Genomic DNA, 25,981 nt, shown 5'->3' with positions numbered 1-25,981 from the left:
CGCAAGGTCGGATCAGCCCTCAAAAGGCGAAATAAATGCAGCACGTGGCTATAACGACGCCATGCGAAGTCGGAAATTCGCCATTTGTAACCGTTAAAAATTGCCTGAACTCGTTGAAATGCACTTCTATTTCTCACAGGCCCACCTCAAAGGCCGCAAGTGAATGTAATCCATCGACGCCACTAAAAATCCCCTATCGATTTTCAATAAAATTTGTCGATAATTCACATTTGTCAAGGCAGAGGCGGGAGGCCGAGTTCCTTCAGGAATGCGTTGTGCTTCTTCCTTGCCGACTCAATTGTTTGATCCAGCGAAATCAGTTTCTCGTGTTCGGCTTTTAAATCAACCTCGTCTTCGCCGACCGCAGTACTCACGTAGCGCGAGATGTTCAGGTTGAAATCGTGCTTCTCGATTTCTTCCATGCGTACCCTCCGAGAGTAGCGCGTCTCTTCCTTGCGAAACTGGTAGGTGTCGACGATCTTGTCGATGTGTTCCTCGGTAAGCTGGTTCTGTCGTTTGCCCTTCTCGAAGTATTCAACGGCATTGATGAACAGCACGTCGTCAGGCTTCTTGCATTTCTTCAACACCAGGATGCAGACAGGAATGCCAGTGGAGAAGAACAGGTTGGCGGGCAGACCGATCACCGTGTCGATGTGACCATCCTTGAGCAGCTTGGTGCGGATGCGCGCTTCGGCTCCGCCACGGAACAGCACACCATGCGGAAGGATGATGGCCATCACGCCGTCTTGCTTCAAGAAGTGGAAACCGTGCAGCAGGAAGGCGAAGTCGGCAGCCGACTTGGGCGCTAGGCCGTGGTTCTTGAAGCGCACATCCTCGCCCAGTGCTTCCGAGGGCTCCCAGCGATAACTGAAGGGCGGGTTGGCCACCACCGCGTCAAATTTCGGTGTCTTGGCCGGGTTGGTCTCGCGCAGCATGTCCCACTCGTTGAGCAGGGTGTCGCCATGGAATATTTCGAATTCGGAATCCTTCACCCCGTGTAGCAGCATGTTCATGCGTGCCAGGTTGTAGGTGGTGATGTTCTTCTCTTGGCCATGGATCTTGCCGATGCCGTTTGACCCCATGCGGTGGCGCACATTGAGCAACAGTGATCCCGACCCGCACGCCAGATCCATCACGCTGTCGAGATGGGAGCGCTTGCCTGTCGTTGGCTCCTGACTGTCGAGTATCACGATGGCCGATAGGATGTCTGAGATTCGCTGAGGGGTGTAGAACTCACCCGCCTTCTTGCCCGAACCCGAAGCAAACTGGCCGATCAAGTATTCGTATGCATCACCCAAGGTGTCGCTATCGGTACTGAACTGCGTCAAGCCCTTGGCGATCTCTGCAATGATTTTGCACAGGCGCGCATTCCGTTCAGAGTAGGTCTTGCCGAGCTTGTCGGAGGCCAGATTTATTTCCGAGAACAAGCCTCGGAAAGTGCTGGCGAAGGATTCCGTTTCGATGTAACTGAAACCGCTTTGGAGGGTGCTCAGAAGCAGTGCATCTTGCATGCGCGCCATCTCGGCGATGTTGTCCCAAAGGAATTGCGGCTCGATCACATAGTGCACCTTCCGGCGCATCTGTTTTTCAAACTCGGCCACGTCCCCTTGATTGCTCTCGTACCAAAGCTGCAGCGGTGTGGACACGGCACCATCAAGCTGCTTGGGGTAGTCCGACCCGAGTTCCTTCTTTGCAGCCGCCTCGTAGTTGTCCGACAAGTAGCGAAGAAAAAGAAAGGCCAGCATGTAATCGCGAAAATCGTCCGCATTCATGGAGCCGCGCAGTTGGTCCGCAATGGCCCAAAGGGTTTTGCCCAATTTTTGTTTTTCGAGGTCGGTCATGGCGTGCCTGCAGCCTCAGCGGCGTTCGGAAGTAGATCGGGATTATAGGGATAGCGATTCAGAAAGCTGGTCAAGATCTGCCGGAAGTAAGCCTTGTTTTCTTCCAGCATCTGCTGGGGCTCGAATAGTGAGTAGTTGCCATGGCTCATGATGTTGATCAGACGCGCATGCAGAACGCCGTCCGGATCGTCGGGACCTTGGCTGATACATGCTGAAAAATTCGAAAACCCATGAAAGCTCGCCGACTTCTCCAACACTGATCGCAGCATGTTGAAGTGATAGGTGTACAGCTCGCCTGACTGATCAGCCTTGTAAAGCTCAGTCAACACGGCCACATGATGAAAGAACGGCGTCGCGCCAGTTGGCCTGAGCGCGTAAGACCCATCCGCCTTTGAGCGCGATATAAAGTACGCAGAAACCCTCTTCGACTTACGTGCATCCAGTTCGTTGTGCATCACGTTGAAGAACAGTGGGTGGTGCGACGAAATCACTACCTTCAGTGGATTGCCCGGCTTGTTCAACAACTGCGCTAGATGGTTGCCCACCGAGATAGCGTTGTGCTCGTCCAGCGATGAAATCGGATCGTCAATGTAGAGGTACTTCACCCACCGGTATGCATCAATTTCCGGATCCATCGCCAACTGCACAACGGCCAAAAAGAAACACCAGACAAATATGTTCTCCTCGCCGCGCGAGACCTTGATGTTAGGGTCATCGTCGGCGGCACCCTTGGGCCAAAAACGCACAGCCCCGTTTTCAACGTCGATCCGAAAATCGAAGTCCGCATATCGCTGCAATAGCGGGCGAATACGGTTATCCATCTCCAACTCGAACAAACCTTGGAAAAAACGTGACTCTGTGTTCAGCAAGAGCCTGCGATCACTGTCGGTTTGCAGGTCGTTGTCCCAATGAAAAAGGTCTTCGGTAAAGGCGTTGAAGTAGAGAGTGTCCCGATTCGCATCGTTACCTTCGCCCTCCTTGCCGATGTCCTTGAAAGCCATAGACAGCCGAGTCTTGCCTGTGCCGTTGTAGGCGTAGAGCAGGATGGTTTTCTTGTTCTCCAATTCGCTCCGAAGATGCGTCGCCAGCGTAGGCAGGTTGGCGAAAGATTGGCCTAGCGTCATGCGTGCACCTCATCCAACACTGGGAAAAGCTGTTGCATCAAGCCCATCTTATGGGCCTTGAGACGCTCAACTTTTTGCCCTTGGATAGTGAGCAGTTTGTCGATGGAGGTCAGGCAATCGGCGATTCGCTCCTGCTCTGGAAGAGAGGGACACAACAACATCACTTTGGCGAAGTCGTCGTAGTAAAGGCGCAGTCTGTCCTCAGTCAAACCTCTCGAATGTGCAGTAAGAACTTGAAGCGTTTGTGGCAGCTTCAGTAGGAAATAGAAGAAGTATGGATTCACGCCTTGAGGTTCGAGCACGATGTATGCAGGGCTGACCATGCAATCTTCAGGTGCGACTCCCAAAGCACCCTGCCACATGCGCATCATGTTGTAGGCAATATCGCCTTTGCGGACAGCTTTGTTCGCGCTGCTCTTCGCAAGATCATCAATTCGACGATCGAGGGAGGCACGAGGCACTAACCCGTCGGTCATAGTCACCGAGTAAATTGGCAGGGCGGAATTGCCTCGCTCAGTTCTATTTAGGAAGAACTTCCCGGCAGCGACCTTGGCCCAAGCGCCAGCCTTCCGAAACTCTGGAAAACGCAGGTAGGGTACGGTTTCCCCTTTTTGTGGGAAAAGCTGCTGTATGAGCCCCTGCTTGTGAACCTTAAGTGCGTCCAGCCTCTGGACTTCTGCTGCGATCAGCTCATTAAGAGACGACAAGAAATCGGTTATTTTTTCTTGTTCCTTCGGCGCAGTGACTGGTACAGGCAGGCCCATGAAGACATCGTTCGCAATACTCATGCGATCATGTCTTGCTCCTGTGCTCGACGACTTACGCATGTAATGATGCCAATGCGTCGATTTGAAATAGTGAGCAAAAAAATTATTATCGCTGTTGGCAAACCTGAATACGGTATACAAGGGAGACATTACCCCTGTACCAACGTTGTTCTTAGAAATCGGCCCAACTGGTGCTGTCATTGAGACGCGGGGGTTATAAACATAGTCACCTTTTTCAACAATGTAATAACCCTCAAGATTTCCTTGATTGGCAATGTCCTTTTCGAAATAGTCTCGCTGATCAACAACTCCATACTCGGCGGAATTAGTTAGCACACGCGTGTGTTCGCCATTGGTATTCTTTTCAGTGGACCTCACAGCAAATTTTCGAAGCGGTTCGACTTTCCACTCTCCAATGCTCTGAAACTCGGGGAACCGCAGCCGCGGCACCAACGACCGATTCTCTTTATTGCGCTTTCCGCTCATCGAGGTCATATTCTTACTGCTCATAAGCGCTTAAGCCGGAGATCTCTCGCCCCTGGGCGAGCTTGTGCAAAATTGGCGTCAGGTCTTCCACAAGCGCCAGTTCCTTTTGCGTGCGCGCCTTCCAACCCAACCCGAGGGGTGCCATCAATTCGGTCAAGGCATCGCCATCGAAGATGCGTCGGCGCAGTATCTCGTCCACAAAGACTTGCAACGCCTCGGAAGCCAGCCCGTGCTTCGCGGCAATATTGGCGAGCTCACAGGCCTTCTTCTCGGCCTTGAAGCGTTCATAACCTATACGGATTTCCTTGTCTTCCAAAGCCTCACCCACGGGCAGACCACGGATGTACTCGGCAATGTCCTCGCGCTCGTCGATGAACTTTGCGTCGGACTGGATCAGGCCAATAAGTTGCTCGCGGTTCATAGTGAGTTTGCCGGGCTTTTGCTGCGTCATACGGGCAATGAGCCCCATGATGTAGTCGTAGTCGATGACAGCGGACGCAAACAGTACAAACTCGAAATCGAGTTGCTGCACTTCTGACGGGGTCGTGTCGCCTGGCTTGTCCTGCAGCTCCTTCAGCCGCTTTGCCGTTTCCAGGTAAACGCCTTTAAACCCCTGCATCTGGTCGGGCGGCACGATCTGGGTGATCTGCGTTTTTTGTTCTTCGCTTAGGTCGGTGTACTGATCAAGCTGGGTCTTGAGGCGCTGCACATCCTTGAACAAGTTGACAAACTGGCTGCGAGCGGCATCGCCCTTGAGGTTGGTCACGTCTTCCGGGGCATGAGCTAGGCCCTGAGAATGCATGAAAGTGGCCAGCTTCTGAGTGGCTGTTTGCAGGTTGTCGATCACCTTGGGCGCCGGGTCCACCAACCAGATTTCGCGCGGGTTGTCGATCTTTTCGCCGGAGAACAGCGTGATGGCCTCGTTCACAGGGTCTTGCTGCTGGCGGAAATCGAGAATGTTGCCGTACGGCTTGCTATCGTTGAGCACACGGTTGGTGCGCGAGAAGGCCTGGATCAAGCCATGGTGCTTGAGTTTCTTGTCCACGTACAAGGTGTTCAGGTACTTGGAGTCGAAGCCGGTGAGCAGCATGTCCACGACGAGGGTGATGTCGATCTTCTGGTTGTGCGGCAGATCGGCGTTGGGGTATTGCTGGTCCTTGATGCGCTTTTGCACGTCTTGGTAGTACAGGTCGAACTCACCGATGCGATGGCTGGTACCGTATCGGGCGTTGTAGTCCTCGATGATGGCCTTGAGTGCCGCTTTCTTGCCCTCCGGGTCTTGCTGGTTGTCGAGCTTTTCTTGCGGCAGGTCTTCCTGCAGTTGCTTGACGTCGGCAGCGTTCTTCTGGCCTTGGCCGTCGCCGTCCTTAGCCAACTCCAACGTCGGTGGCGAGAACACGCAGGCCACGTTCAATGGAAGGTAGGAGTCGTCTTCTTCCTGTTTCTGGGCCTGAAGAGTCTTGAAGGCATCGAAGTATTCGATGGCGTCATTGATGCTGGCGGTAGCCATCACAGCGTTGAACTTGCGCCCATTGGTCGCGGAGTCGTGCTTAGCAAGGATGGTTTCGATGACTTTAGCCTTGGCTAGACCTTCGCCAGGCTTGGGCGGGTTCTTGCCCTCAGGCTTGAAATAGTCGATGTGGAACTTGAGAACGTTCCGGTCGTCAATAGCATGAGTGATGGTGTACTGATGCAGGCAACGTTGGAACAGGTCATCCGTAGTGCGGAGGCTGGCCTGCTGGCCCTCAATCTGCTGGGAGCTGGCGTTCTTCTCAAAGATCGGCGTGCCGGTGAAACCAAACAACTGGGCCTTGGGGAAGAAATCCTTGATGGCCTTGTGGTTCTCGCCAAACTGTGATCGGTGGCACTCGTCGAAGATGAACACCACACGCTGGTCGCGCAATGGCTCCAAGCGCTGCTTGTAAGTCTCTTTCCCCTGCTTTTCCTGTTGCTTGTTGCGCTTGCTGTTTTCATCTAAGGCAAGCCCCAACTTCTGGATGGTGGTGACGATCACCTTATCGGCATAGTCATCCGACAACAGGCGACGTACCAACGACTCGGTGTTGGTGTTTTCTTCGACGCAGCCTTCCTGGAAGCGGTTGAACTCCTCGCGGGTCTGGCGATCTAGGTCTTTGCGGTCCACCACGAACAGGCATTTGTCGATGTCCGGGTTGTCCTTGAGCAAGGTGGAAGCCTTGAACGACGTTAACGTCTTGCCGCTACCCGTGGTGTGCCAGATGTAGCCGTTGCCGCAGTTCTGGTGGATGCTGTCCACGATGGCTTTGACGGCGTAGATCTGATAGGGCCGCATCATGAGCAGTTTTTGCTCGCTGGCGACCAGAACCATGTAACGGCTGACCATCTGACCCAGGGTGCACTTGGCCAGAAACTTCTCGGCAAAGCTGTCCAAATGCGTGATCTTCCTGTTGTCTTCGCCGGCGAACTGGTAGACGGGCAGGAAGCGCTCGTCGGCGTTGAAGCTGAAGTGGCGCGCATTGTTATTGGCGAAGTACCAGGTGTCGGTGCGATTGCTAACGATGAAGAGCTGGACAAAACACAGCAGCGTCCTACCGTAGCCATTGCCAGGGTCGCTCTTGTAGTCGACGATCTGCTGCATGGCGCGACGCGGACTGACGGCCAATGCCTTCAGCTCGATCTGTACCACCGGCACGCCGTTTATGAGCAACATCACGTCATAGCGGTGATGGCTGTTGTCTGTGTTCATGCGCAGCTGATTGACGACCTCGAAGTCGTTCTTGCACCAGTCGCGGATATTGACGAGGGTGTAGTTCAGCGGCGTGCCATCGTCACGCTCGAAGCTATTGATGGTGCGGAGCGTTTGGGCTGCGTTGTATACGTCGGGAGTGATAACGCTGTCGATCAGACGCTGGAACTCGCTGTCGGTCAGGTTGACACGGTTGAGCGCCTCGAACTTCGCACGAAAATTGGCCTCTAGCGCAGCGCGGTCGCGGATGTCGGAACGGTAGTTGTACTTGAGGTCGCCGAGCTTGGCGATCAAGTCCAGCTCAATCTGGTTTTCGGTAGTGGTCATAGATTCATTTCTGGTCGCGGATCGAGGTTTCAGCGATGCAGCGACTTGGTGGACTTGATTGTGGTTGGTCCACTCTGCCTGCCTGGCACCAACGCATGCGCTCGCGCGTACTCCAGTACAAGAATTTCGATCATGGACGCAACGGACCGCCGTTCGCTGTCGGCAGCCATGCGCAGCAATTGCTTGATCTCGGAAGACGTGCGTATGGAGAGGGTTTCGTCCTTCAGACGTGACATGGTGGGTGTCTCGTAAACGGTGTGCCGCCAATGTACTGCCATATGCAGCACTTCGTGGCATCAACCGGCTGGACTCTTCCGCTCCACTGGCAGCGTGGCGGCCCCGCTGGAGGGCTTCGCCCACTATTTAAGACGGGCGATTTTTCCGCTGGCGTTCAGCCAGTTTCGAACCGTGCGCTCAGTGACACCAAAACGACCGGCAATCTCAACGACGCTGGCGCCATCAAGTCTGAGTTGGCAAGCATGGTCTCTGGCGGTTGCTCCGCAGTGATGCCTTGAATACCGCCCCTCAGCGACACGATCACGCGCCTGATCACGTGCGATCCGACGAGCCAGACGCAAATCACTAGGGATCACCGCCCGGAGAGTTGGCAACAACTCGGGCGGAATCAGCGGCGCGAGCCGCTGGTACAAGGTCGCACGGTGAAACCAATAGCGCGGATCTCGCTCGACCCCCTGGAAGACTATGGGACGGCCCTCCGCTGCATCCACCGCTCGCCTCAGCACGGATGACGTGCAACTCAGAGCTTCTGCCTCCGACAGCGACGGCGTGAACTGACGCAGGTCGTAGCAGATACTCCGGCAGGCTGTCCAAGCTACGAACACCCTCCTGCACCAACACGATGAAAATTTTTGACCAGGATCCAACCGATTGGCGAGATCTCCAGAACCTAGTGGCTCAGATGTTTGCCGAGATGGGTTGCACAGCCGAAGTGGGCGTAAAAGTCTCGCTAGTGCGGGGCAATAAGGAGATTGATGTCTTCGTCGAAGACCCCGCCGCAGCGCCACCGCATCGCTACCTAGTGGAATGCAAGCTTTGGAAGTCGCGGGTCAGCCAGGAAACTGTCCACGCATTCCGAACAGTTGTCGCCGATTGCGGCGCCCATCGAGGCTACATCGTCTCAAGTTCGGGCTTCCAGTCCGGCGCTTACGAAGCCGCTCAAAGGACCAATGTCGACTTGGTTACGTTTGACCAACTGCAACAGTTGCTGTTTGACAGATGGAAGGCGTCGATCGGCGCGCTGCACATGCCCTTCGCCGATCGCCTATTCCCCTACTGGGATCCGATGGGTGGCAAGCGCCCACCGTCGCATTGGGGAGATGCAGAGCGCGAGCAACTGCACTTGCTCAATGACGCATACGCCCCATTTCTTGATCTCGGGCCAACCGTTGCCCATTGCGGATACTCGCTGGACCATCTGCTTCCCATGACGCTTCCGATCTTGAGCGATGACCTGAAGGTAGTGGGAGAACTGAGTATCCAGACCTACCGACAGTTCTACGACTTCATTTATGCGAATAGGGATGTAGCCCTAGCTCGTTACGCCTCTCTGTTCGCCGAACGGCCTCAATGAATGGGGGCACAAAGATGCAGGTCCCTGGTTCGAGCCCAGGTCGAGGAGCCATTCAAGAAACCCTGATGCAACGATGTGTCGGGGCCTTTTCTTTGGGCGGCGTTCGGGTAACGGTCGAAATTTCGATCAGCCACCGCCCACATTACGTACGTTCCAAGGGTGGCAAATTAGGCGCATGAAGACCGCTCGCCGCAAAACACCCACGCCTGATTACGCTGATCCGCTTAAGCACTTCAGCCGGGACGGGCCAATCACCAGGCTCATCGTCCAACTTCATCAACAAGTTGCCAGCGATCCTGTTGGCGAGCGGTCCTGCCACCTTGCTAACCGCCACCAAGCTCATGGGGTACTGGTGATCGATCTGTCCTGTGGCTCCGGTGGATTGGTGGACGGCTTTCACGACACCATCACCGGTCAGTACTTCTCCTAATCCTTCTGGGCCGCCACATCTGCCAAGGCCTGCCTATCATGGGCCGATAAGGGAGAACAAGATGGCGGCAATCGACTCGGGGACAGATTCCAGAGTCGCGGTCCTCGTTGACTGCGACAACACCTCGCCGGAGATTCTTGAATACGCTCTTCGCATGGTGGCTCAGTTCGGTCGGGTAGTCCTCCGTCGCGGCTACGGCAATCACGCCACGCTGGCGAACAAGTGGCAGGAGGCACTGGTCCGCCTCGCCTTCACCCCGTGCCTTCAGTTCCAGTACGCCGCCGGAAAGAACACCTCGGACATTGCCCTAGCGCTTGACGCCGTCGAAGCCCTCTTCGATCAACGGGCTGACACCTTCTGCCTCGTCACAAGCGACTCTGACTTCGCTTATCTCTGTCGCAAGCTCCGAGAGCGCGGAGCGACCGTGCACATCGTCGGCGAGGCCAAGTCGCCTGATGCCCTGCGCAATGCCAGCGATCAGTTCTTCGAGTGGACGCCCGCTGAACCGGCACAGACAGCAGATTTCGTACCATCGCCCGCCAAGACCGTAGTGACGCCCAAACCCAAGCTGCGTCCGAAATCAGTAGTGAGCGCGGTGAGGCTGCTGGCGGCAGATACGCCTGATGGACGCGTTCATGTCGGAACTTTAGGGTCGTATCTGCGTCGCACTGACCCGGCCTTCTCCCCTCAAACGTCCGGCCACTCAGGCTTGATCAGCATGTTGAAGACCTACGACCTGCTACATCTCCGCCAGGAACATGGGGGCAACTGGACCGTCGCGCTAAATGGCCGCCCCGAGGGCATACACGCACAGCAAGTTGTTAACCCCTCCGACGCCGAAGCTCGATAGCATGATTGCGCGCCCAACCGGGAGCGCCACTCCAACTCAAACGATTAAAGCCAGGGAAACGAATGCCAACCCTCAAAAAATTCACCCTAAAGAACTTCAAGGGGATAGAAGAGGTTCATATCGACCTAGAGGACAGGTCGAACTGCCCGGTCTTAACCTTGATTGGACTCAACGAAAGTGGAAAAACCACAATTCTTGAGGGAATTTCGCACTTCGTAAGTGGGGACAGATCAGTTTCAGGCCTCTTCGAAGGAATGCACTCAAAGGCATCTGGTGCGGGCCTTATACCAGTCCATAAAAAGGCGGCATTTTCTTCCAATATAGAAATTTCCGCACTGGTTCAACTGGACGAAAACGACATCAAAGAGATTGAGGCACTCGCAAAATCAAACAAACTTCAGGTGGATAAGCCACCACTTCTGCAACCGTTCTTGGTTTCCAAGAATTTCACCTTTGTAGATAGCTCACTCAAGAAGACAACCAACTACTGGAGCTTTAAACTCTTCACAAAATCAGCAAAGGGCAACCAGTTCAAAGAATACAAAAGACCCACTGACCAAGACAAAGATCAAGACTTCTGGCTAGCGATAGTAAAACTTCTGGAAGACCGCCTCCCGCACGTCTCCTATTTCCCAACATTCCTGGTTGATATGCCCAGTCGGATATACCTCCAAGAACATGAAAACGAGCGGCCGGTTAACAGGCATTACAGATATGTATTCCAGGACATACTGGATAGCCTAAACGAGGGCTTGGATCTTGATCGTCATGTTTCAAACAGAATCTCGGAATTCAAAACGTCCCAAAATTCCGCAAACTGGTTCTCAGTTTTCTTCGGAAGCCCCAGCAAGTCACCTATTGACTCGGTTTTTCAGAAAATTTCCAATGCGGTGACGAGGGAGGTACTTGGAAGCTGGCAGCGAGTTTTTCAGCGAGCGATCTCTGCAAAGAGCATATTCGTTGAATGGAACATTGACACCGAGAAAGGCGACATTCCCTACGCCTCATTCTACGTCTCTGATGGAGAATCTCGCTACGCAATAAGCGAACGCTCCCTCGGTTTTCGCTGGTTTTTCTCCTTCCTGCTTTTCACTGCGTTTAAACAAACCAAGAAGCGCTCTACCATTTTCATTTTTGACGAACCCGCAGCCAACCTCCATGCAAAAGCACAGGCGGAACTACTAACAAGCTTTTCCAAAATTGCTTCAGAGGGGAGCCGAGTTATATACTCCACCCACAGCCATCACATGATTGACCCGCGATGGCTGAGTGGAGCATACATAGTTGAAAATGCGGCCCTCGACTACGATACCGCGGACAGCTTTGGCTTGGCAACCAAACCAACCAACATAAAGGCAACTAGGTACCGCGACTTCCTTTCAAAGTACCCAACAAGATCGAGCTATTTTCAGCCAGTAATAGAGAAGCTCGAGTATGTTTCACCGGAGATCATAGGCGAAGAGCCTTTTGCCGTTGTTGAAGGCGTGTCCGACTACTACGCGCTCCGGCTGGCTCAGAAAATAAGTAAGCTGAAGACAGTCTTCAGACTTATGCCGGGCGTAGGCTCTGGGGCATCTGGCCCCTTGATAAGCCAAATGCTAGGGCGAGGCGAGCGTTTCGTCATTTTGCTGGACGACGATAAAGCAGGAATAAAAGAGGCAGAAAGATATCATTCCGACTGGTACCTAAAGCCCGAATCAGCCTTCACATTGGCAACCATCGACCCGAAGTACAAAGGCAAAAGCTTGGAGGCACTCTTGGACAGCGAAACGCTCTCCATCATTAAGACGCACCTTAGTCTAGAAGGCGCCCCCTCCAAGAAACAGATCGGCTGGTATTTAGCCGAAGCGTGCGCCAATGATGAAATGGCAAAGAGCGCGCTCTCGAAAGAGACCTTGGAGAATTTGAAATCGATTCTCGTATATTTAAATAAAATTCTGAAGTAACCGCCCCTAAGCATCGTATGACAAGTTCCGTCGTGCGCAGCAATTCAAACTAGCCTCCGGCACCTGAAAAATATGCCAACCTCTTCCCTCCAAGACCTTCTCGCCCAGCGCGCCGCCCTGGAAGCGCAAATCGCGGTTGCCCAATCCAGCGAACGCGCGAATGCCATCCAGCAGGTGCGCTCGGTGATGGCTGAACATGGATTGACGATCGCGGATCTCACCGCCAAGACAGTTAAAGGTCCGAAGACCGGCTCTACGGTCGCAGCCAAGTACCGCGATCCCGAGACAGGCGCCACATGGAGCGGCCGAGGGCTCAAGCCGAAATGGCTGGCCGCAAAGATTGACGCCGGGAAGAAGCTGGAAGAGTTCGCGGTCTAAGCCGTCCCCTCCCTCCCAAAGAGGGATCACCCCGAACCGACACCCCCACCAGTCGGATAAAAACTGGCAGCCTCTTCGCCGATCCTTTGGGCCATCCAAGACATCAGCGAGATCGAAGCCATGCATCTGCACCATCCGGGCGCTGGCACCGAGGGGCAACCTATCCGAGGTCTGATCGGGTCACTACTGCTGCAGCTGGGCGCCAAGCTCAACCCCGCACCTGACGAGGATGCAATCGCCTCCCTGGATGGCCTCGAAGTGCGCGAGTCCACATGGGCCGAATGGGAAGACACCTTGGGCGAGGCCTATCGTGTGGACGGCCTGGTTGCTCAAGCCAGGTGAACAAACTGGGGTGACGGCTTAGGTGCTCGCCTCGGTCAGCATTCCGGAGAATTGCTTGACCTTCGCGCCTCGATCGTCACGCCGCTGCTGGTGCAACGCCAGCCGCAACATTGCTACACCTTCGTCCTCGCAGTTCGTCATTGAAGTCATCGCGGACACGCAAGTAGCTCTAACAGAACAGATCTCTTCGTGCCTGGGCCGGTCCCCGCTCTGCATCCAGTTGCTGGCGCCCCGCCTATCCTGCACTAGGTGTCATTCGAAATACATTGATTCGGATTTAGGCCCATGTTCCGCCGCAAAAGCGACGCACAGCCGCCCCCTAGGCGCCCGCAAGGCGACCGAGCCGACGGGGACCCGACGCCCATCCGCCGCAAAGCCGACGCCTTCGCCGCTGACCCGCCTCACAGCGGACGCACAGCCGCCGCAAAGCCGCTGATTAATCGCAAAAATCAGCACGCGAGCGCGCCCCCACCGCGCCTAAGTTTGTTGCACCACCACCGCGAGGCCCTGCCGTGGAACTGCAACCCAAACGCCCACCCGGTCGCACCGACCGCAAAGCCGCCCGCTACAGCGCCGACATTGCCCGGCTGCGCAGCGCGGGCTACACCTATGAGGCGATCCGGGAAGCGCTGGCCGATGTGGGCATCACGGTAAGCACCAGCGCCCTGCGGCGTGAGGTGCGCCGGCTGCGCCAACGCCCTGCCCAGATCCCCGTGCCCCAGCAGCGCACGCCGGTGACGCCCGCCGACGCGGTGCCCTCGCCATCAGCGGCCGCCTCGCCCCTGCGGCCTTCTCAGGTCGCCCCGCTCCCACGCGCACCTCCTCAGATCCCACCGCCCGATGAAGGCAAGCCGGCTGCACCGCTCATCAAGCACACCCGCGCCGCCGCCGAAGCCTTCTTCACCACCCACCCCAGCCGCCTGCTGCATCCCCACAAGGACATCCCATGAAACTCGCTGTCATCAACTTCTCGGGCAACGTCGGCAAGAGCACCGTCGCCCGCCACCTCCTGGCCGCCCGCATCCCTGGCTGCCAGGTCATCGCCGTCGAGAGCATCAACGCCCAGGACAGCCCCTCGATCACGATCCGGGGCCGTGAGTTCGCCCAACTGCAGGACGCCCTGCTGACGGTGCCCGACCTGGTCGTCGATGTCGGCGCCAGCAATGTCGAGGAACTGTTGGGCGTGATGCGCCGCTACCACGGCAGCCACACCGACTTCGACGCCTTCATCGTGCCCACTGTGCCCGACCGCAAGCAGCAGCAGGACACCGCTGCGACGCTGGCGGAGCTGGCCCGCATCGGCGTGCCCCCTGAGCGGCTGCGGCTGGTCTTCAACCGGCTGGAGGAAGACGAGCCGGTCGAGCGGGTCTTCGAGACCCTGCTAGCCTACTGCGCCGCCTCAGGTGTCGTGCAGCCACGCCTGGCCGCCTGCCTGCCCTATAACGAGGTGTATGCGCGGGTGCGGGGCACCGACTGCTCCTTGATCGAGCTGGCAGCCGACCCCACCGACTACAAAGCCGCCATCGTCAGTGCTGGCAGCCCGGCAGAGCAGATGGCGCTCGTGCAAAAGCTCGCCACCCAGCGACTCGCCCAGGGCGTCGTCCCGGAGCTTGACGCCTGCTTCGCTGCGCTGGAACTCATGGAGTTGGGACAACAGGCACCGAGCGACCAGGTGGACCTGTTCGCCTCTCGCCGGCCTCGCTCGGACGCCACGTCCGCTGCAGCAAGACGGAGGGCATGATGGGAACGTCCACCGCCCGCGAGGCGCTGATCATCGAGGCCATCGGCGAGATGGCCGCCGTGGTGAAACGGGTCGAGGCCCTGGTGCCCAAGTTGCAAGACACCCGGCAGTCGCTGATCGATGCGAACACCCAGTTGTCCAACCAGCTCCGCCAGTTCGAAGATCACATGCATGAAATCACCGAGCACGCAAAGCTCGTAGCAATGAACCACGTCGCGCAGCACACCCGCGAGATGACGCGCAAGTCGGTGCAGACGCAGGTTGTGGAGATCCACGAAGCGGCGCGCAAGGCGATGGGTGCCGAGATCCGTCCGACCTTGCAAGAGCTGATCGCACCGCTGCACCGCCTGGCATACCAGGCCAGTCAACGCGAGAGTGCCCGGGAACGCTGGGAGCGCTGGCTGACGCATGCGATGACGGCCGCAGTGGCCTCCTCGGTCACATTGATCCTGGTGAGCGCCTGGCTGTGGACCCGCTGAAGTTCAAGAGGGCTTGAGGTCCCAGGCGGCCCGGCCTCGGGCGTGGCGGGTGCCAGCGGTGCCGATCTGGCCGCAGGCCTGTTCGGCAAGGGGGCGCGTTCATGCCAGCATGAAGGCACAAAGCCCCCATCCGCTGGCACGGGAACGGGCCGCTTCCCTTCCTGGATTCAGCGGGGTTGGGTCATCCACATCCCGCCGCGTGACGTCCTACCGCTGCGCGCTGCCTGATGCCCCGAATCCGGGGGTGTCAGGCCATTTCAAACCGCAGCGCATGATCCTAGACTGGTCGCATGGACAACCTACTCATGAGCATCTACCTCTCGGTCGGGATCGTGCTGGCCTTCGCATTCAGCAGCCATCGCGAAGTGCTGGGCGGACTGCCCGCCAGGCCCCATGATGACGGTTCGGACTCACTGCTGTGGTTTGCAATGTGTGCGGGCTTCTGGCCGCTGATGCTTGTCTCGGCGGTCTACGCAAAGACCAGGAAGTCGCAGCAGAAGCACCGCTAAGCCATCGCTTCACACAGTCCGGCCTCTTGCGCTGGCGCTAAGCCGGCACCAGTTCCAATCGATTGGGCAGTTCTCGGACCAGCAAGCCGTGCAGCTTGGCCAACGCACGCGCAAAGCCCAGGTTGTCACCCGTCTTGAATACGCCGCTGACCCGCAGGCTTGCGAGCGCCCCCGCATCAGCCACACTGATCGGCATTGCGCTGTAGCGATTCATCTCGGCCACGGCCTGAGGCAGCGTCACATTGTCGAAGACGGCCTCGCCGCGTTTCCAGGCCAGCACCTGGTCCACATGAGGTCGGTCGACCTGCGGCTTCAGCGCGCCAGCCGCCTGGCCACGCGGCCGGCTGGCGACTCGCAAGCGCTGGCCCGGCGTCATCTCGACGCCGTCCGCAGACTTAGCTGGTGCGCCGACCTCGTTCGCGCCGCGCACCACCACCCTACCCTCGACCAGCGTGACATCTAGCGCCTCACTCGCGCCGGCAGCAGACGGTGTCAGCCGCACCACGAAGGCCGTCCCGGTGGCCGTGACTTCCGTCCCGGCGGCCTGCACGACAAAGGGCCGGCTCGTATCTTTGGCGACCTCGAAGAACGCCTCTCCGCCTTCTACGCGCACGCGGCGCTGAGCCCGGTCGAGTTCTACGCTCACCCGGGTCGAGGTGTTCAGCGACATGCGGGTCCCATCCTTTAGGATCATCAAGCGTTGCTCGCCGATGCCGGTGTCATAGCTGTCGATGTCGCGCCAGGGCTGGCCTATCAGCACAGCGACCACGATGACCGTCGCGGTGAGCGACCAGGGGCGAAGCCAGCCCCATCCCCTTGCGCCGGCATTCGCGGGGCTGGCGCCCTGCCCTTCCCCACCTTGGCTCTCAGACCGGCTGGCAGCCGCCGCGCGAGCCACGGCGGCTCGATCGACGCCCGCCGCCTCCATCCACAGATCCGTCCCGCGCTCGAAGGCCAGCCGGTGTGCCGACGAGCGGGCCTGCCAGGCTCGGCATTCACGTTCCATGTGATTCGATCGATCCGGCCCATGCAGCCGGGCGATCCAGACCGCCGCCTCGGCCGCGATCTCTCGCGTCACGACGGGCTCGGTCCCCTGCCCTTCCTTCTGCCCGTCCCGCTGCCCGTCCCGCCCCTCTGCGCCAATCACGTTCGCCAGTCCTGCATCCCGGTGATGAGCTGCATCGTAGCCTTGGCGATGTGCTTCTCCACCGTGCTGATGCTCAAGCCGTGCTGATCGGCGATCTCCCGGTAGGTCAGACCGTCCAGGCGGTGGGCCAGGAAGATGTCTCGGCTCTTCTCGGTCAACCGCCCCAAGCAATAGTGCAGCCGCGCCAGGCGTTCACGCCCCAGCACCACGGCCTCGACGGGCGGCGAGTCGTCGACCAGGATCACCTCGTCGAGCACCACCTGCTCGCCGTGGGTGACCCGGCCCCGGTGCTCATCGATGGCCAGGTTCAGCGCGGTCTGCATCAGGAAGGCATCCGAGTTCTGGACGACCTGCTCGCGCTCGTAGCGGGCCAGCCGCACCCAGGCTTCCTGGACGATGTCTTCCGCATCCTGAGTCGAGCTGCCTCGCCGCCGCAGGGCATCTCGGATACGTGCGAAGACCGGAGGTAGATGCTTCTTCATGGCGAACTCCCTTTAGCGGGGCCTGAAACCGAGCGATCGAGATCGCTTCTGCAACCGAGTGCGGCAACTTAGACGATTTTCGTCTATTTCTTCAAAGGCAGCAAGGTACAGCCCGCACCAAGCTGGCCGATGCAAAAGAACCTTCACACCCAAGACCAACTACTGCTTCGCGAGCTGCTGATTGAATATCGCAATGCAGCAGGCATTACCCAGGCAACATTGGCTGCCCGACTTCAGTGGGAGCAGACACACATAAGCAGAGTCGAACGCGGTGTTCGCCGCCTGGACGTGCTTGAGCTACGCCACTGGGTTAGCGCAATGGGTGTTGCCCTTCCGGACTTCATCGAGAAGTTGGAGCAACGGCTAGAAGCGCATTCGCCCCCTCGTCTCTAAGGGAGGCGACTGCGGGCGCAGCATCGCAACATCAAGCGAATGCCTTTCGACAACCTGCCGACATGCTGGTAGTGCTACGGGCAGCCCGCAGAAGTAAACACGATGATCGACCAACGGCTGGGGCCAAGAGGCCGTCGGCTATCAGGCCAAACCGCGATAGGCTGATCTGAGTCGCTCGGGTCGAACGGTCCAAGCATCCGCTTCACTCGCTACCAGGCGTTCGACGGGCATTCGTTCGTAGCCAAGCTATGCTGCCGCACAATCACCAGAAATGGCGGCAGCCATTGCCAAATGGCGGTCGCTCAGCGCTCGAGCGGGCTTCAAACCTAGCATGACTGCCACAAACGGCAGCGGAGGTAGTAGCTCACTTCGGCAATGGTCCGAAGTCTTCCGTTGGGTAGTCTTTTGACAATAGATGCAGTTCCGAAATCAGATTCACTTGGCTGCACGCCAAGCACAATGGGCATTTCTGGCGACGACATCGAAGCAAAAAAATCTAACCAGGTTCTCGCGCTATTTGAAGCAGTGGCGAGAGCCCTAACGACACTCAGAGAGTTGACGTTTGTGGCGGTTGAAGCCAGTCCGGTCAGATTTTTAAAATCTGTCGTCTTACATCCCATGAGCAGTACGCTCACGTCATACTTTTTCCCCCAATCAAGCAGCGTCGTTCTAGGAATTTTTCCTATAGTTGCTCCTAAGGGAGAGCGAATATGAAACGCATCTTCTCCCCGCTCATAATGACCAATCACAGCGATCGTTTTTCCCTTACGGAGAGAAAAGCGGCTCTCCAGTTCGGCAATAGTTTCATTAGTGACTGCCTCCCCCGTAAGGTCCATCGCAACACTTGGGCCTCCATTTTTAGCAGCAGCGAACAGCTCTTCTTTGGTTCGAGCTTCCCCTTCCAAGAGAACAATGGACAAGTCAGACTTGGAAAATGCCGACGCGCGAAGTCGCTCAAAGCCTTTGACGAAAGTGGTTGGAGGAGGAGCTCCCAAGAGTTGAGATTTTCCGACTCCAGGGTATTCTTGAAACCCAATTCTAAGAAAAATTGAAATCTCGCCGGTATCGGACTCAAACTTATACGGGCTATACCAGTGCTGCAACGCCCTCTCTTCGGAAGACTTTGGCCATCTGATAGAAACCCGACTGAAGTCCTGTGGCACCAACTCAAGACTCAGGATCCATCCTGTGGTAGCCGTCTTAACCAGAAGTGTTTGATCTAGCACTAGGTGGGCCGAGGAGAACCCCTTCAATACCTGTTGCGGAGTCCAATGGCTATCCTGTGATTCAAATGCCAATCTGTATGCATCAAAAACCGTGATTGGCGGGGTAACCCACTTCTCGGCCACCCCCTCCTGGAGGAATCCCAGTCGGAAAAACGTCACTAGCAATTTCCCATTGACGGGGTTCTTGCTCGTGGTTACCCCAATCCTCGCGAAATTGGGCTCCCTACTAAGTTCTCGTTTTCCACTCAGTAGCGGCCCTTCAAATCGGGCGGTCTGAAAAAGACGTAATTGATCTAGGTCAGCTCGGACGTCGTCGATGAAGCCTTCAACATGCGTGACACCGAGTTCCGCCTTCTCCAGCTCAGTTCTCTTCTCATGTTCTCTGGTTACAGGAGTGCGTTGCTCATGTGGCACGCCTACGCTGTACTTTGGAAAAAGTGGTTTCCTCGGCTTTTGTGCAAAAGCACTTGATGTCAGCGTCAGCGTGACGAGGACCACAACCACTGCAAGCCAGGATCTCCTTACCTCCCCCCCAGCCAATATCAATGGAGGGCTCGACTGCTGTTTGCGCGACCTCATGAGAGCTGCGCTATCAAGCTGCGCGTAGTCGCAGTGAGTTTCTGAGCATCTAGGATCGCCTCCTGCGCAGTGGGGCGTTGAATTAGATCTGGTGACTGTTGGGAAAAGTAGCGAAGGAGTGGCTGAATCTGAGTAGATCGACTCCGCACATCCTGCACTTCGAGGAGCAATGTAGAGATACTTCGCGCGCTACCCAAAATTGGAGCGCGAAGATGTTCTGATGCCACTGCAATCAGTGAGCCTATGAGTCCCGTTACCGACGCCCAATATGCAACGGTGGTGGACGTTGAACTCGGAGAAAGCGCTGCAATCGCCGTGCCTGAGCCCACAGTCGCGAGAATTGCTCCAAGCGCATCGATTCTCCTGGCTCGCCTGAGGCGTGCGATCGCCTTGTCTTGTATGGGTGCAAGCTCCTCAAGTACCACATCCATTGCGACAAGAGCTGCTGCACATCGAACGATGTCCAGATCAACACCTTTTCCCTCAATTTCTGGACCCAACTCCACGCCGGCCTTAAGTAGCCTATCCACATCAGGGTCCGCAAAGCGCTCGCGTAGTTTGGCGAGCTTTGCAGGCGAATATTTGTCAAGAAAACCAACTATCTCAGAGAAGCCATCCATGTCCGACTCCCAACGGCTATGCACGCTACCTCTGCGTAGTCTGAATTTACATCCACAACTGTACCGATGGCATCAGGCCTTCTTAGGCGCGAGAGTTGCTAAATCAAGCAAAGTACATCCCGAAGGAGCGTAGTGACGATACGTCGTTCAGTCCAACTGCTTCCACGGTCAAGGGATGAGCGGCTCTATGACCAGCATCTGGCCCGCAAAGTGTGTTCCGCCACGGCGATCGATGGCCCCAACCGCTGCACAGCGGTAGTCGACCAAAGCCGTTGGATACCCATGACACACCAGCCCTTCGATTACCGTTCGATCTCGGGGCCTGGGCGATCTCTCGAAACAACCGGCTCAACATCGCGCACCGGCTCGCGCGCCGGCACCTCACGATTCCCTTCTCGGCCGTGCGCCCTCGCGAATGTCGAGCCCCGAATGAAGCTGGTGATGCGCTCCGCTAGTTCGCGATCACTGGGCTGATCTGAGGCCATTAGCGCACCCACGATGTGAGCCCATGCCCGCAGGGCGCCCATGCGGCTGCTCTGGTAGGTCTCGCCAGATTTCATCGACTCCGGGGCAGTGCGCAGACGCCCCTCCTCCCGCGCCTTGCGCTGCCACAGGTGCTCGTAGCGGCGCCCCTCCCCTCGCGTGGCCTGGCGCGTGGCCTCGGCTTCAATGCCATAGCCACGCAGCCTCTCCGCGAAGGTTTCGCGCCAGCGGTGCAGATCGGCCTTGCGCGGGTTCAGGCGCCTGCCACTCATGGACTCGGCCCGCACGCTCAGATGCACATGCGGGTTCTCCTGGTGCTCGTGCAGCACCATTACATAGAAGTGGTCCTTTAGTTCGATCTGGGCGAACTCCCGTGCGGCCATCAAGACGATCTGTGCATTGGTGCCGCGTGGCATCGACAGCATCAGGTTGAAGGCTTCTCTGCGCGGGCTGGTCTCCTCGATCAGGGAGCCACCAAATCGCCATTGCTCAGCCAGGTCGTGCAGCGCTTCCTTGTCCCGGCGGACCACACCCCGCTCGTCCTCGAAGGCCAGCTGTCCGTTCTTGCTGATGTAGCGGAAGTGGGCCGCGATGGCGCCCATGCCACGCCCACCACCGGTGACCTTGACCATGACCTGCGGCGCCCGCCGGGTCACGGTAGCCTCAATGCGCCGACGGATCACGGCAGCCTGGCGACGCCACAAGGTATTCAAGCGCGGCGGCACTACCTTGACAATGCGATTGCTGGGATAGAACAAGCGCTCGCCCCATTGCACCAGCACACCATCGATCACTGAGGATGAGGTCGGGGGCGCCATGTCGTTCACTCTCCATCTGGCTTGCAAGCTGGCCGACGCCATGACGCTGGCATTGCCGCCATCTGGGGCGCGGCCGAGGCCAGGTGCTGACCCACCTCTGCGGTCAGCCTTGCCACCAGGACTTTGGGGCCCGCCACCTCAGGGGACGAGGACAGTTCCAACGCACGCCCCAGGGCCTTCAGCCCGCTGCTCAGGGCCGCCAGCCTGGCGTTGGATCGCACCAGCGACGACACAAGCGCCCTAGGGCTGGCATGCAGAGGATCTTCCCCTGACCGCGTATCCAGGAGCTGCGCGACATACATCCCCTGCGACAACTCGGCCGCACGCGCAGCGCGGGCCAGCTTGGCGGCCCGGTCGGCGGGCAGGCGCAAGGTCACCTTGGCGAAAGGGGCGTCTCTGTGCAGCGCTACCGATGCGGCCTGCGCCGTGTCCGTCACGCCGACCGGTGAAGTGCCAACAGCCTGTGCGTCCAGCCACTCGCCGAGGACAGTTCTGGCGAGCGCAGCCGCACTCATTCGGCGCGAGCGTGCGATGGCAATCAGTGCCGGGCCATGCCGACGGAAGTCGATAGTCAGCCGCTCGTGACGGCTACTGCGTGGCGCACTAGCGCGTGCCTGGCGGACGAAAGTTGCGGTTCCCATGACGCAAAGTTTGCGTCGGGTTCGGCGCTTGGCGCGTGCTGATTTCTGCTAAAAATCAGCACCAGCAGGCATGGCCGGTTGGCTGCATATCAGACGGGCTAACGTCCACCCGGGTTTGGGTAACGCTGGCGGCATCTGCTTGTCCGGCGACACCCCGCTCCCAGCCATTCGGCAAGGATAGCGCTCACCCAGGTGGCCACCGGCATCTGCATGAACTGCGCAAAGGCACTCCGAGCGGGCCTCGCCCGCACAGATCGATGCTCACACGATGCCCTAGGTTCGCCGTGCAGAATTTGCAGGACTATTTTGTAACTTTCGGAGTCGAACCCACATCCTCGGGACACGCAAAAACAGCGCCTCAATCCCGGGGGAACAAGCGGGGGAACAATTTCCGGACCGAAATAGAAACTGCTGGCGAATCAATCGCTTAGGTTGACTTTTCGATTACCGCCGGAACCAGCCTGTCACACAGGCTGTAGCTCCATCCGCTTGTATCAGCTCGCGACCGACACAGCTGTCTGGCGCCGGCGCCACAGTGCCGGCACAAAAGCACCCACCAGCGCCAGTGCCACCAGTGCATAGGACTGCGGCTCGGGCACCGTGGCGCAACTGCCCTGCCCCACCGCGATACAGGCTCGACCGTAGCTGACATCGGTCAGGCTCTCCCCGCGGCGCCCCACCAGATTGATCTCGAAGTCCGGGCTGTTACCAAAGCTCAGGAACGAGAAACCGTCGTTCAGACCGTTGAAACTCAGCGTCATCAAGGTGAAGGCGTCGTCCGTCTGGTCGCCGGCCAGAACATCGTCGTCGCCCTCCAGCGAGAAGGCCTGCACGCCGAAGTCCATCGGCGGCACCGACGCGTCAACGCTGTCCCACAGCCCCCCGAGTCCGGCGCCCAGCGTATAGCCGGTGAAGCCGATGATCGCCGGGTTGTATTTGATATTGAGATCAAACGCCGAGACGATCTGGCTGCCCAGGCCACTGATGTTGACGTCCACGAGATATGGTCCGCCAACGGCCACGCTCATGCTCGACGGCGAGAAGCTGACAACGGGTGCTGCATGCGCCACCGAGCCCGAGAACAAGGCGGCAGCGACAAGCCCCAGACTGAGTAATTTGTTTTTCATGAATGACCTCACGGTGTGGAACGAAACACTGCTGATCAGGGCGCGCACTGCGGCTTGCTGCACTTCATCACGCACAGACGCACATCATTGATCGTGATCTTGTTGTCGCCATTGGCGTCTCGCGCATCGCCCGCCACTGGGGTCTGCCCGATGCTGCTGCGGATCGCGTTGACATCGACGATGTCGATGGCGCCGTTTTGATCGATGTCGCAGCTCAAGTTATTGCTGTTGACGGTCAGGTCATACAGCACCGGAGAGTCGCCAGCGGTGTTCGCATTGAGCCGTGCCTGGATCTGGATGTAGCGCCCCATGGCGGCGAACTGGACGTTCTTCCCGATGGGCTGATACGCCAGCAAAGACAAGCCCGCCACGGAGTCCGCGCTGCGGATCTGGACGCCGATGGATGCACCGGTCGGCACCAGATCGGCCCAGTTGACCTTGCCCCATGCCGTCCCAGCCGCACCGCCATCGAACACCGCCGTCCAGGTGCCAGTGTTATTAGTGATGTTGCGCGCCGCAAAACCGGCTGCATCGCTGTAGGTGTAGGGCTCGTTGCCGATCGGGAAGACACCCAAGGGCGTGCCGTCGTTGCCTCGGTACTTGGAGATATTGGCCGTGGTGCGGTGGATCAGCCAGACATCGTTGTTCGCGTCGACCGCCACACCGCGAACCTCACCGGTTCCGCCCTGCGCCGGCCGCTGCCATAGCACGGTGCCATCGGCTGCGAACTTGGTCACGCCGCCCGAGGAGTAGTTGCCGGCGATGATGTTGCCGCTGCCATCCACGGCCACGCCCAAGGCCCCGTGACTGGCGGCGGCCGGTGCATCGAAGCTGTTGGTGGTGGGGTTGAAGCGGGCAAACGGTCGACCGCTGGCGCCACTGTAGGTCGCCAGATAGACGCGGTCATTGCCCAGCGCAATGCCGTAGTTCGACATGCCGAATGAGAAGGTCGCCACGCTGGAAGGATTGCTCGTATCGAGCTTGCCCAGCCTGGACCCCAGATCCGCGCTCCACAGGATGCCGTTGCGATCAACCAGGCAGCCATAAGGCGTCAGGCCGATGCTGTGCGGGCCGCTGACGGTGCTGCCATCGGACGATGCCACCTTGTAGTAGGTGCCGTCATTGAACAGCCCCACCCACAGATTGCCGTCCGGCGCAATGCAAAGCGAGCGCCCGAGCGCGCCGTTGCGGAAGGGGGCAGCAATGCCATCGGGTACGCGGCGTGCCCAGGCAATGCGCTCGTCCTGCAATTCGGCGGCATCGATATAGCCGTTGCCGTTGGTATCGGCCATCGGCAGGATTTCGGCGCCGGCAATGATGCCGTTGTTGTTCAGGTCGCTGGACGTGTCGATGGAGCCATTGCCATTGCGATCAACCCCGCCCTCGGCCAGGATCTTGATCAGCACGGCCGACTTGCCGTCGAAGTGCCGATTCAGCACATAGGCATTGCCCTGGATGTCGACCGCCGTGCGCGACGGAGCAGGTCCGGCGTAGGCATTGCCCAGATGCGAGACGAAGCCGGCCTGGCCCGAAGGGCCGAAACCTGTGCGGTAGCGTGCGATCTCCTTGTTGTTGTTGGTGTCGATCTTGGACACCGTGTCCTCGCCGGCATTGGCAATCCACAGCACCGGGAAGGTGGTGCCGATGCGGTTGAGTTGAAGCTGATTGTTGTTGGGCGCATCGTGGTTGACGCCGTCCAGGGCACCAAGATCAAAGTCGGTGTCGGTGGTGTAAGTCTTGGTCGCCGCCGACAGCGCGAGGGGAAGCAGCAGCATGGCGGCCGCAAGCAGGCTTTGCATGGCCTGCGGGAAACGGACTTGTTGTGTCATCACAGTCTCCTGATGGTTGTTATGGCGCAATGAATGAGTGGACCTTTGCCACCATCACCTCAACGAGCCTGGGCGACGCGGGACGCAGCAGCTGACGGGCGCACCTGGGGCAGCATGTCCTGCCCGATGCCGTGCGTCAGACGCTCGACGGCCCCTCCCTGCAGCGAGACGCTGTAGATCGAGGTGCGCACGTCACGCGTGCTGGCAAAGTAGATGCGCTGCCCGTCGACGGACCATTCCGGCGACATATCGTCAAGCAGGGAATCGCTCAGCGCGCGTGCCTTCGTGCCGTCGGCATTCATGACCCATAGGCGAGTTACCCCTTCGCCACCGGCATTGCTCAGAAACGCCAGATGACGGCCGTCGGGCGAGAAACGCGGCGCCGAGTTGAAGGCCTTGTTGTCGGTCAGTGCACGCCTGTCACTGCCATCCAGCGCGATCGAGAAGATCTCGGCGACGCTGTTCTGTCGGGTGGTGAACAGCACACGCAGACCATCGGGCGTGAACTGCGGCTGACTGTCGTCCCGGCCTGGCGAACGCGTCAGGTTTTGTGCAGCACTGCCGTCGGCGTTCATGATCCACAGATCGCGTCGGTTCTCGTTGCGCATGAAGGCGATGCGCTTGCCGTCCGGCGACCAGACCGGCTCCACATCGTCTTCTGCATACTCGGTCAGGCGCTGCTGGTTCTTGCCGTCCGCATCCATGCGGTAGATGTTCTGGTTGCCGTCCCGGTGACTGACAAACACCAGATGGCGACCATCGGGCGACCAGCGCGGGCTGTCGTTCAGATGATTGCCCTGGGTCAGCTGTCGATGGCTGCCACTGAGCATGTCGTGAACGAACACATGCGCATAAGCCCCGGCAGCTGCGACATAAGCGACGTGCCGGCCATCGGGTGACCAGCGCGCATCAAACACCGCCGACGGCTGGGCTCCCCGCATCTTCTGCACATCCTGCCCTTGCTGGCGCAGGTGGTAGAGCTCGGCCGCCCCATTGCGGCTGCTGATCACCAGCAACTCGTCCGACACTGTTGCGGCCGAGGCCACACCTGCACTCAACACCGCGAGCAGCGACATGAACCCTTGCAGCTTCATGGCCGG

25 protein-coding genes are annotated in these 25,981 nt (G+C 58.3%); 11 read left to right on the top strand and 14 right to left on the bottom strand.

Annotated elements, in window-relative coordinates; all coding sequences use genetic code 11:
- Nucleotides 1–233: 233 nt before the first annotated feature.
- The 6 genes from O5M90_RS24950 to O5M90_RS24925 form a co-directional block, all read right to left on the bottom strand.
- The gene (locus O5M90_RS24950) at nt 234–1,841 is read right to left on the bottom strand and encodes a type I restriction-modification system subunit M (RefSeq protein ID WP_269838998.1); all 1,608 of its coding nucleotides are present in this window, start codon (nt 1,839–1,841) and stop codon (nt 234–236) included.
- The gene (locus tag O5M90_RS24945; RefSeq protein ID WP_269838999.1) at nt 1,838–2,965 is read right to left on the bottom strand and encodes an AAA family ATPase; all 1,128 of its coding nucleotides are present in this window, start codon (nt 2,963–2,965) and stop codon (nt 1,838–1,840) included. The genes O5M90_RS24950 and O5M90_RS24945 overlap by 4 nt, the downstream gene beginning before the upstream one ends.
- Nucleotides 2,962–4,242 (bottom strand): restriction endonuclease subunit S, encoded by a 1,281-nt coding sequence (locus O5M90_RS24940; RefSeq protein WP_269839000.1) that lies wholly within the window; start codon nt 4,240–4,242, stop codon nt 2,962–2,964. Before O5M90_RS24940 ends, O5M90_RS24945 begins: the two co-directional genes overlap by 4 nt.
- Entirely contained in the window at nt 4,232–7,270 is a 3,039-nt protein-coding gene (locus O5M90_RS24935) for a type I restriction endonuclease subunit R (RefSeq protein ID WP_269839001.1), read from the bottom strand. Before O5M90_RS24935 ends, O5M90_RS24940 begins: the two co-directional genes overlap by 11 nt.
- 29 nt (nt 7,271–7,299) lie before the next feature.
- The gene (locus tag O5M90_RS24930) at nt 7,300–7,506 is read right to left on the bottom strand and encodes a hypothetical protein (protein WP_269839002.1); all 207 of its coding nucleotides are present in this window, start codon (nt 7,504–7,506) and stop codon (nt 7,300–7,302) included.
- A gap of 123 nt (nt 7,507–7,629) precedes the next feature.
- Entirely contained in the window at nt 7,630–7,863 is a 234-nt protein-coding gene (locus O5M90_RS24925; RefSeq protein WP_440402527.1) for a helix-turn-helix domain-containing protein, read from the bottom strand.
- Between the two features lie 266 nt (nt 7,864–8,129).
- Here O5M90_RS24925 and O5M90_RS24920 point away from each other — a divergent pair, with 266 nt between their 5' ends.
- The 10 genes from O5M90_RS24920 (at nt 8,130) to O5M90_RS24875 (ending at nt 15,536) form a co-directional block, all read left to right on the top strand.
- Nucleotides 8,130–8,861, top strand: a complete 732-nt coding sequence (locus O5M90_RS24920; protein ID WP_269839003.1) for a restriction endonuclease — start codon at nt 8,130–8,132, stop codon at nt 8,859–8,861.
- A 175-nt stretch (nt 8,862–9,036) separates the two neighbouring features.
- A complete protein-coding gene (locus tag O5M90_RS24915; RefSeq protein WP_269839004.1) occupies nt 9,037–9,291 on the top strand; it encodes a hypothetical protein in 255 nt (84 codons plus the stop codon).
- Between the two features lie 61 nt (nt 9,292–9,352).
- A complete protein-coding gene (locus O5M90_RS24910; protein ID WP_269839005.1) occupies nt 9,353–10,141 on the top strand; it encodes an NYN domain-containing protein in 789 nt (262 codons plus the stop codon).
- Nucleotides 10,142–10,203: 62 nt separating this feature from the next.
- Complete coding sequence (locus O5M90_RS24905; RefSeq protein ID WP_269839006.1) at nt 10,204–12,087, top strand: AAA family ATPase; 1,884 nt, start codon at nt 10,204–10,206, stop codon at nt 12,085–12,087.
- Between the two features lie 72 nt (nt 12,088–12,159).
- Entirely contained in the window at nt 12,160–12,465 is a 306-nt protein-coding gene (locus O5M90_RS24900; RefSeq protein WP_269839007.1) for an H-NS histone family protein, read from the top strand.
- Nucleotides 12,466–12,585: 120 nt separating this feature from the next.
- Nucleotides 12,586–12,807, top strand: coding sequence for a hypothetical protein (locus O5M90_RS24895; protein ID WP_269839008.1), 222 nt, complete (start codon nt 12,586–12,588; stop codon nt 12,805–12,807).
- Nucleotides 12,808–13,319: 512 nt separating this feature from the next.
- Entirely contained in the window at nt 13,320–13,757 is a 438-nt protein-coding gene (locus O5M90_RS24890) for a hypothetical protein (protein WP_269839009.1), read from the top strand.
- Complete coding sequence (gene stbB / locus O5M90_RS24885) at nt 13,754–14,548, top strand: StbB family protein (RefSeq protein WP_269839010.1); 795 nt, start codon at nt 13,754–13,756, stop codon at nt 14,546–14,548. The genes O5M90_RS24890 and stbB overlap by 4 nt, the downstream gene beginning before the upstream one ends.
- Entirely contained in the window at nt 14,548–15,027 is a 480-nt protein-coding gene (locus O5M90_RS24880) for a hypothetical protein (protein WP_269839011.1), read from the top strand. The genes stbB and O5M90_RS24880 overlap by 1 nt, the downstream gene beginning before the upstream one ends.
- Before the next feature lie 305 nt (nt 15,028–15,332).
- Nucleotides 15,333–15,536 (top strand): hypothetical protein, encoded by a 204-nt coding sequence (locus tag O5M90_RS24875; RefSeq protein ID WP_269839012.1) that lies wholly within the window; start codon nt 15,333–15,335, stop codon nt 15,534–15,536.
- Nucleotides 15,537–15,573: 37 nt separating this feature from the next.
- Here O5M90_RS24875 and O5M90_RS24870 read toward each other — a convergent pair whose 3' ends face one another.
- On the bottom strand, nt 15,574–16,614 hold the full coding sequence (locus O5M90_RS24870; protein ID WP_269839013.1) for a FecR family protein: 1,041 nt from the start codon (nt 16,612–16,614) through the stop codon (nt 15,574–15,576).
- A 65-nt stretch (nt 16,615–16,679) separates the two neighbouring features.
- Entirely contained in the window at nt 16,680–17,165 is a 486-nt protein-coding gene (locus O5M90_RS24865; protein ID WP_269839014.1) for an RNA polymerase sigma factor, read from the bottom strand.
- A 129-nt stretch (nt 17,166–17,294) separates the two neighbouring features.
- Here O5M90_RS24865 and O5M90_RS24860 point away from each other — a divergent pair, with 129 nt between their 5' ends.
- Complete coding sequence (locus O5M90_RS24860; RefSeq protein ID WP_269839015.1) at nt 17,295–17,558, top strand: helix-turn-helix domain-containing protein; 264 nt, start codon at nt 17,295–17,297, stop codon at nt 17,556–17,558.
- A 326-nt stretch (nt 17,559–17,884) separates the two neighbouring features.
- Here O5M90_RS24860 and O5M90_RS24855 read toward each other — a convergent pair whose 3' ends face one another.
- From O5M90_RS24855 to O5M90_RS24830, 6 genes are all read right to left on the bottom strand, one after another.
- The gene (locus O5M90_RS24855; protein ID WP_269839016.1) at nt 17,885–19,288 is read right to left on the bottom strand and encodes a hypothetical protein; all 1,404 of its coding nucleotides are present in this window, start codon (nt 19,286–19,288) and stop codon (nt 17,885–17,887) included.
- Nucleotides 19,289–19,359: 71 nt separating this feature from the next.
- Entirely contained in the window at nt 19,360–19,983 is a 624-nt protein-coding gene (locus O5M90_RS24850) for a hypothetical protein (protein ID WP_269839017.1), read from the bottom strand.
- Between the two features lie 302 nt (nt 19,984–20,285).
- Entirely contained in the window at nt 20,286–21,284 is a 999-nt protein-coding gene (locus O5M90_RS24845) for a relaxase/mobilization nuclease domain-containing protein (protein ID WP_269839018.1), read from the bottom strand.
- 1,135 nt (nt 21,285–22,419) lie between these two features.
- The gene (locus O5M90_RS24840; RefSeq protein ID WP_440402422.1) at nt 22,420–23,100 is read right to left on the bottom strand and encodes a PEP-CTERM sorting domain-containing protein; all 681 of its coding nucleotides are present in this window, start codon (nt 23,098–23,100) and stop codon (nt 22,420–22,422) included.
- On the bottom strand, nt 23,088–24,881 hold the full coding sequence (locus O5M90_RS24835; RefSeq protein WP_269839020.1) for a hypothetical protein: 1,794 nt from the start codon (nt 24,879–24,881) through the stop codon (nt 23,088–23,090). The genes O5M90_RS24840 and O5M90_RS24835 overlap by 13 nt, the downstream gene beginning before the upstream one ends.
- 59 nt (nt 24,882–24,940) lie before the next feature.
- A complete protein-coding gene (locus O5M90_RS24830; protein WP_269839021.1) occupies nt 24,941–25,975 on the bottom strand; it encodes a TolB family protein in 1,035 nt (344 codons plus the stop codon).
- Between the last annotated feature and the right edge of the window lie 6 nt (nt 25,976–25,981).

Source organism: Paucibacter sp. M5-1, assembly GCF_027498415.2.
Classification (GTDB): domain Bacteria; phylum Pseudomonadota; class Gammaproteobacteria; order Burkholderiales; family Burkholderiaceae_C; genus Roseateles_E.
This window is presented reverse-complemented; position numbering and strand designations above follow the sequence as displayed.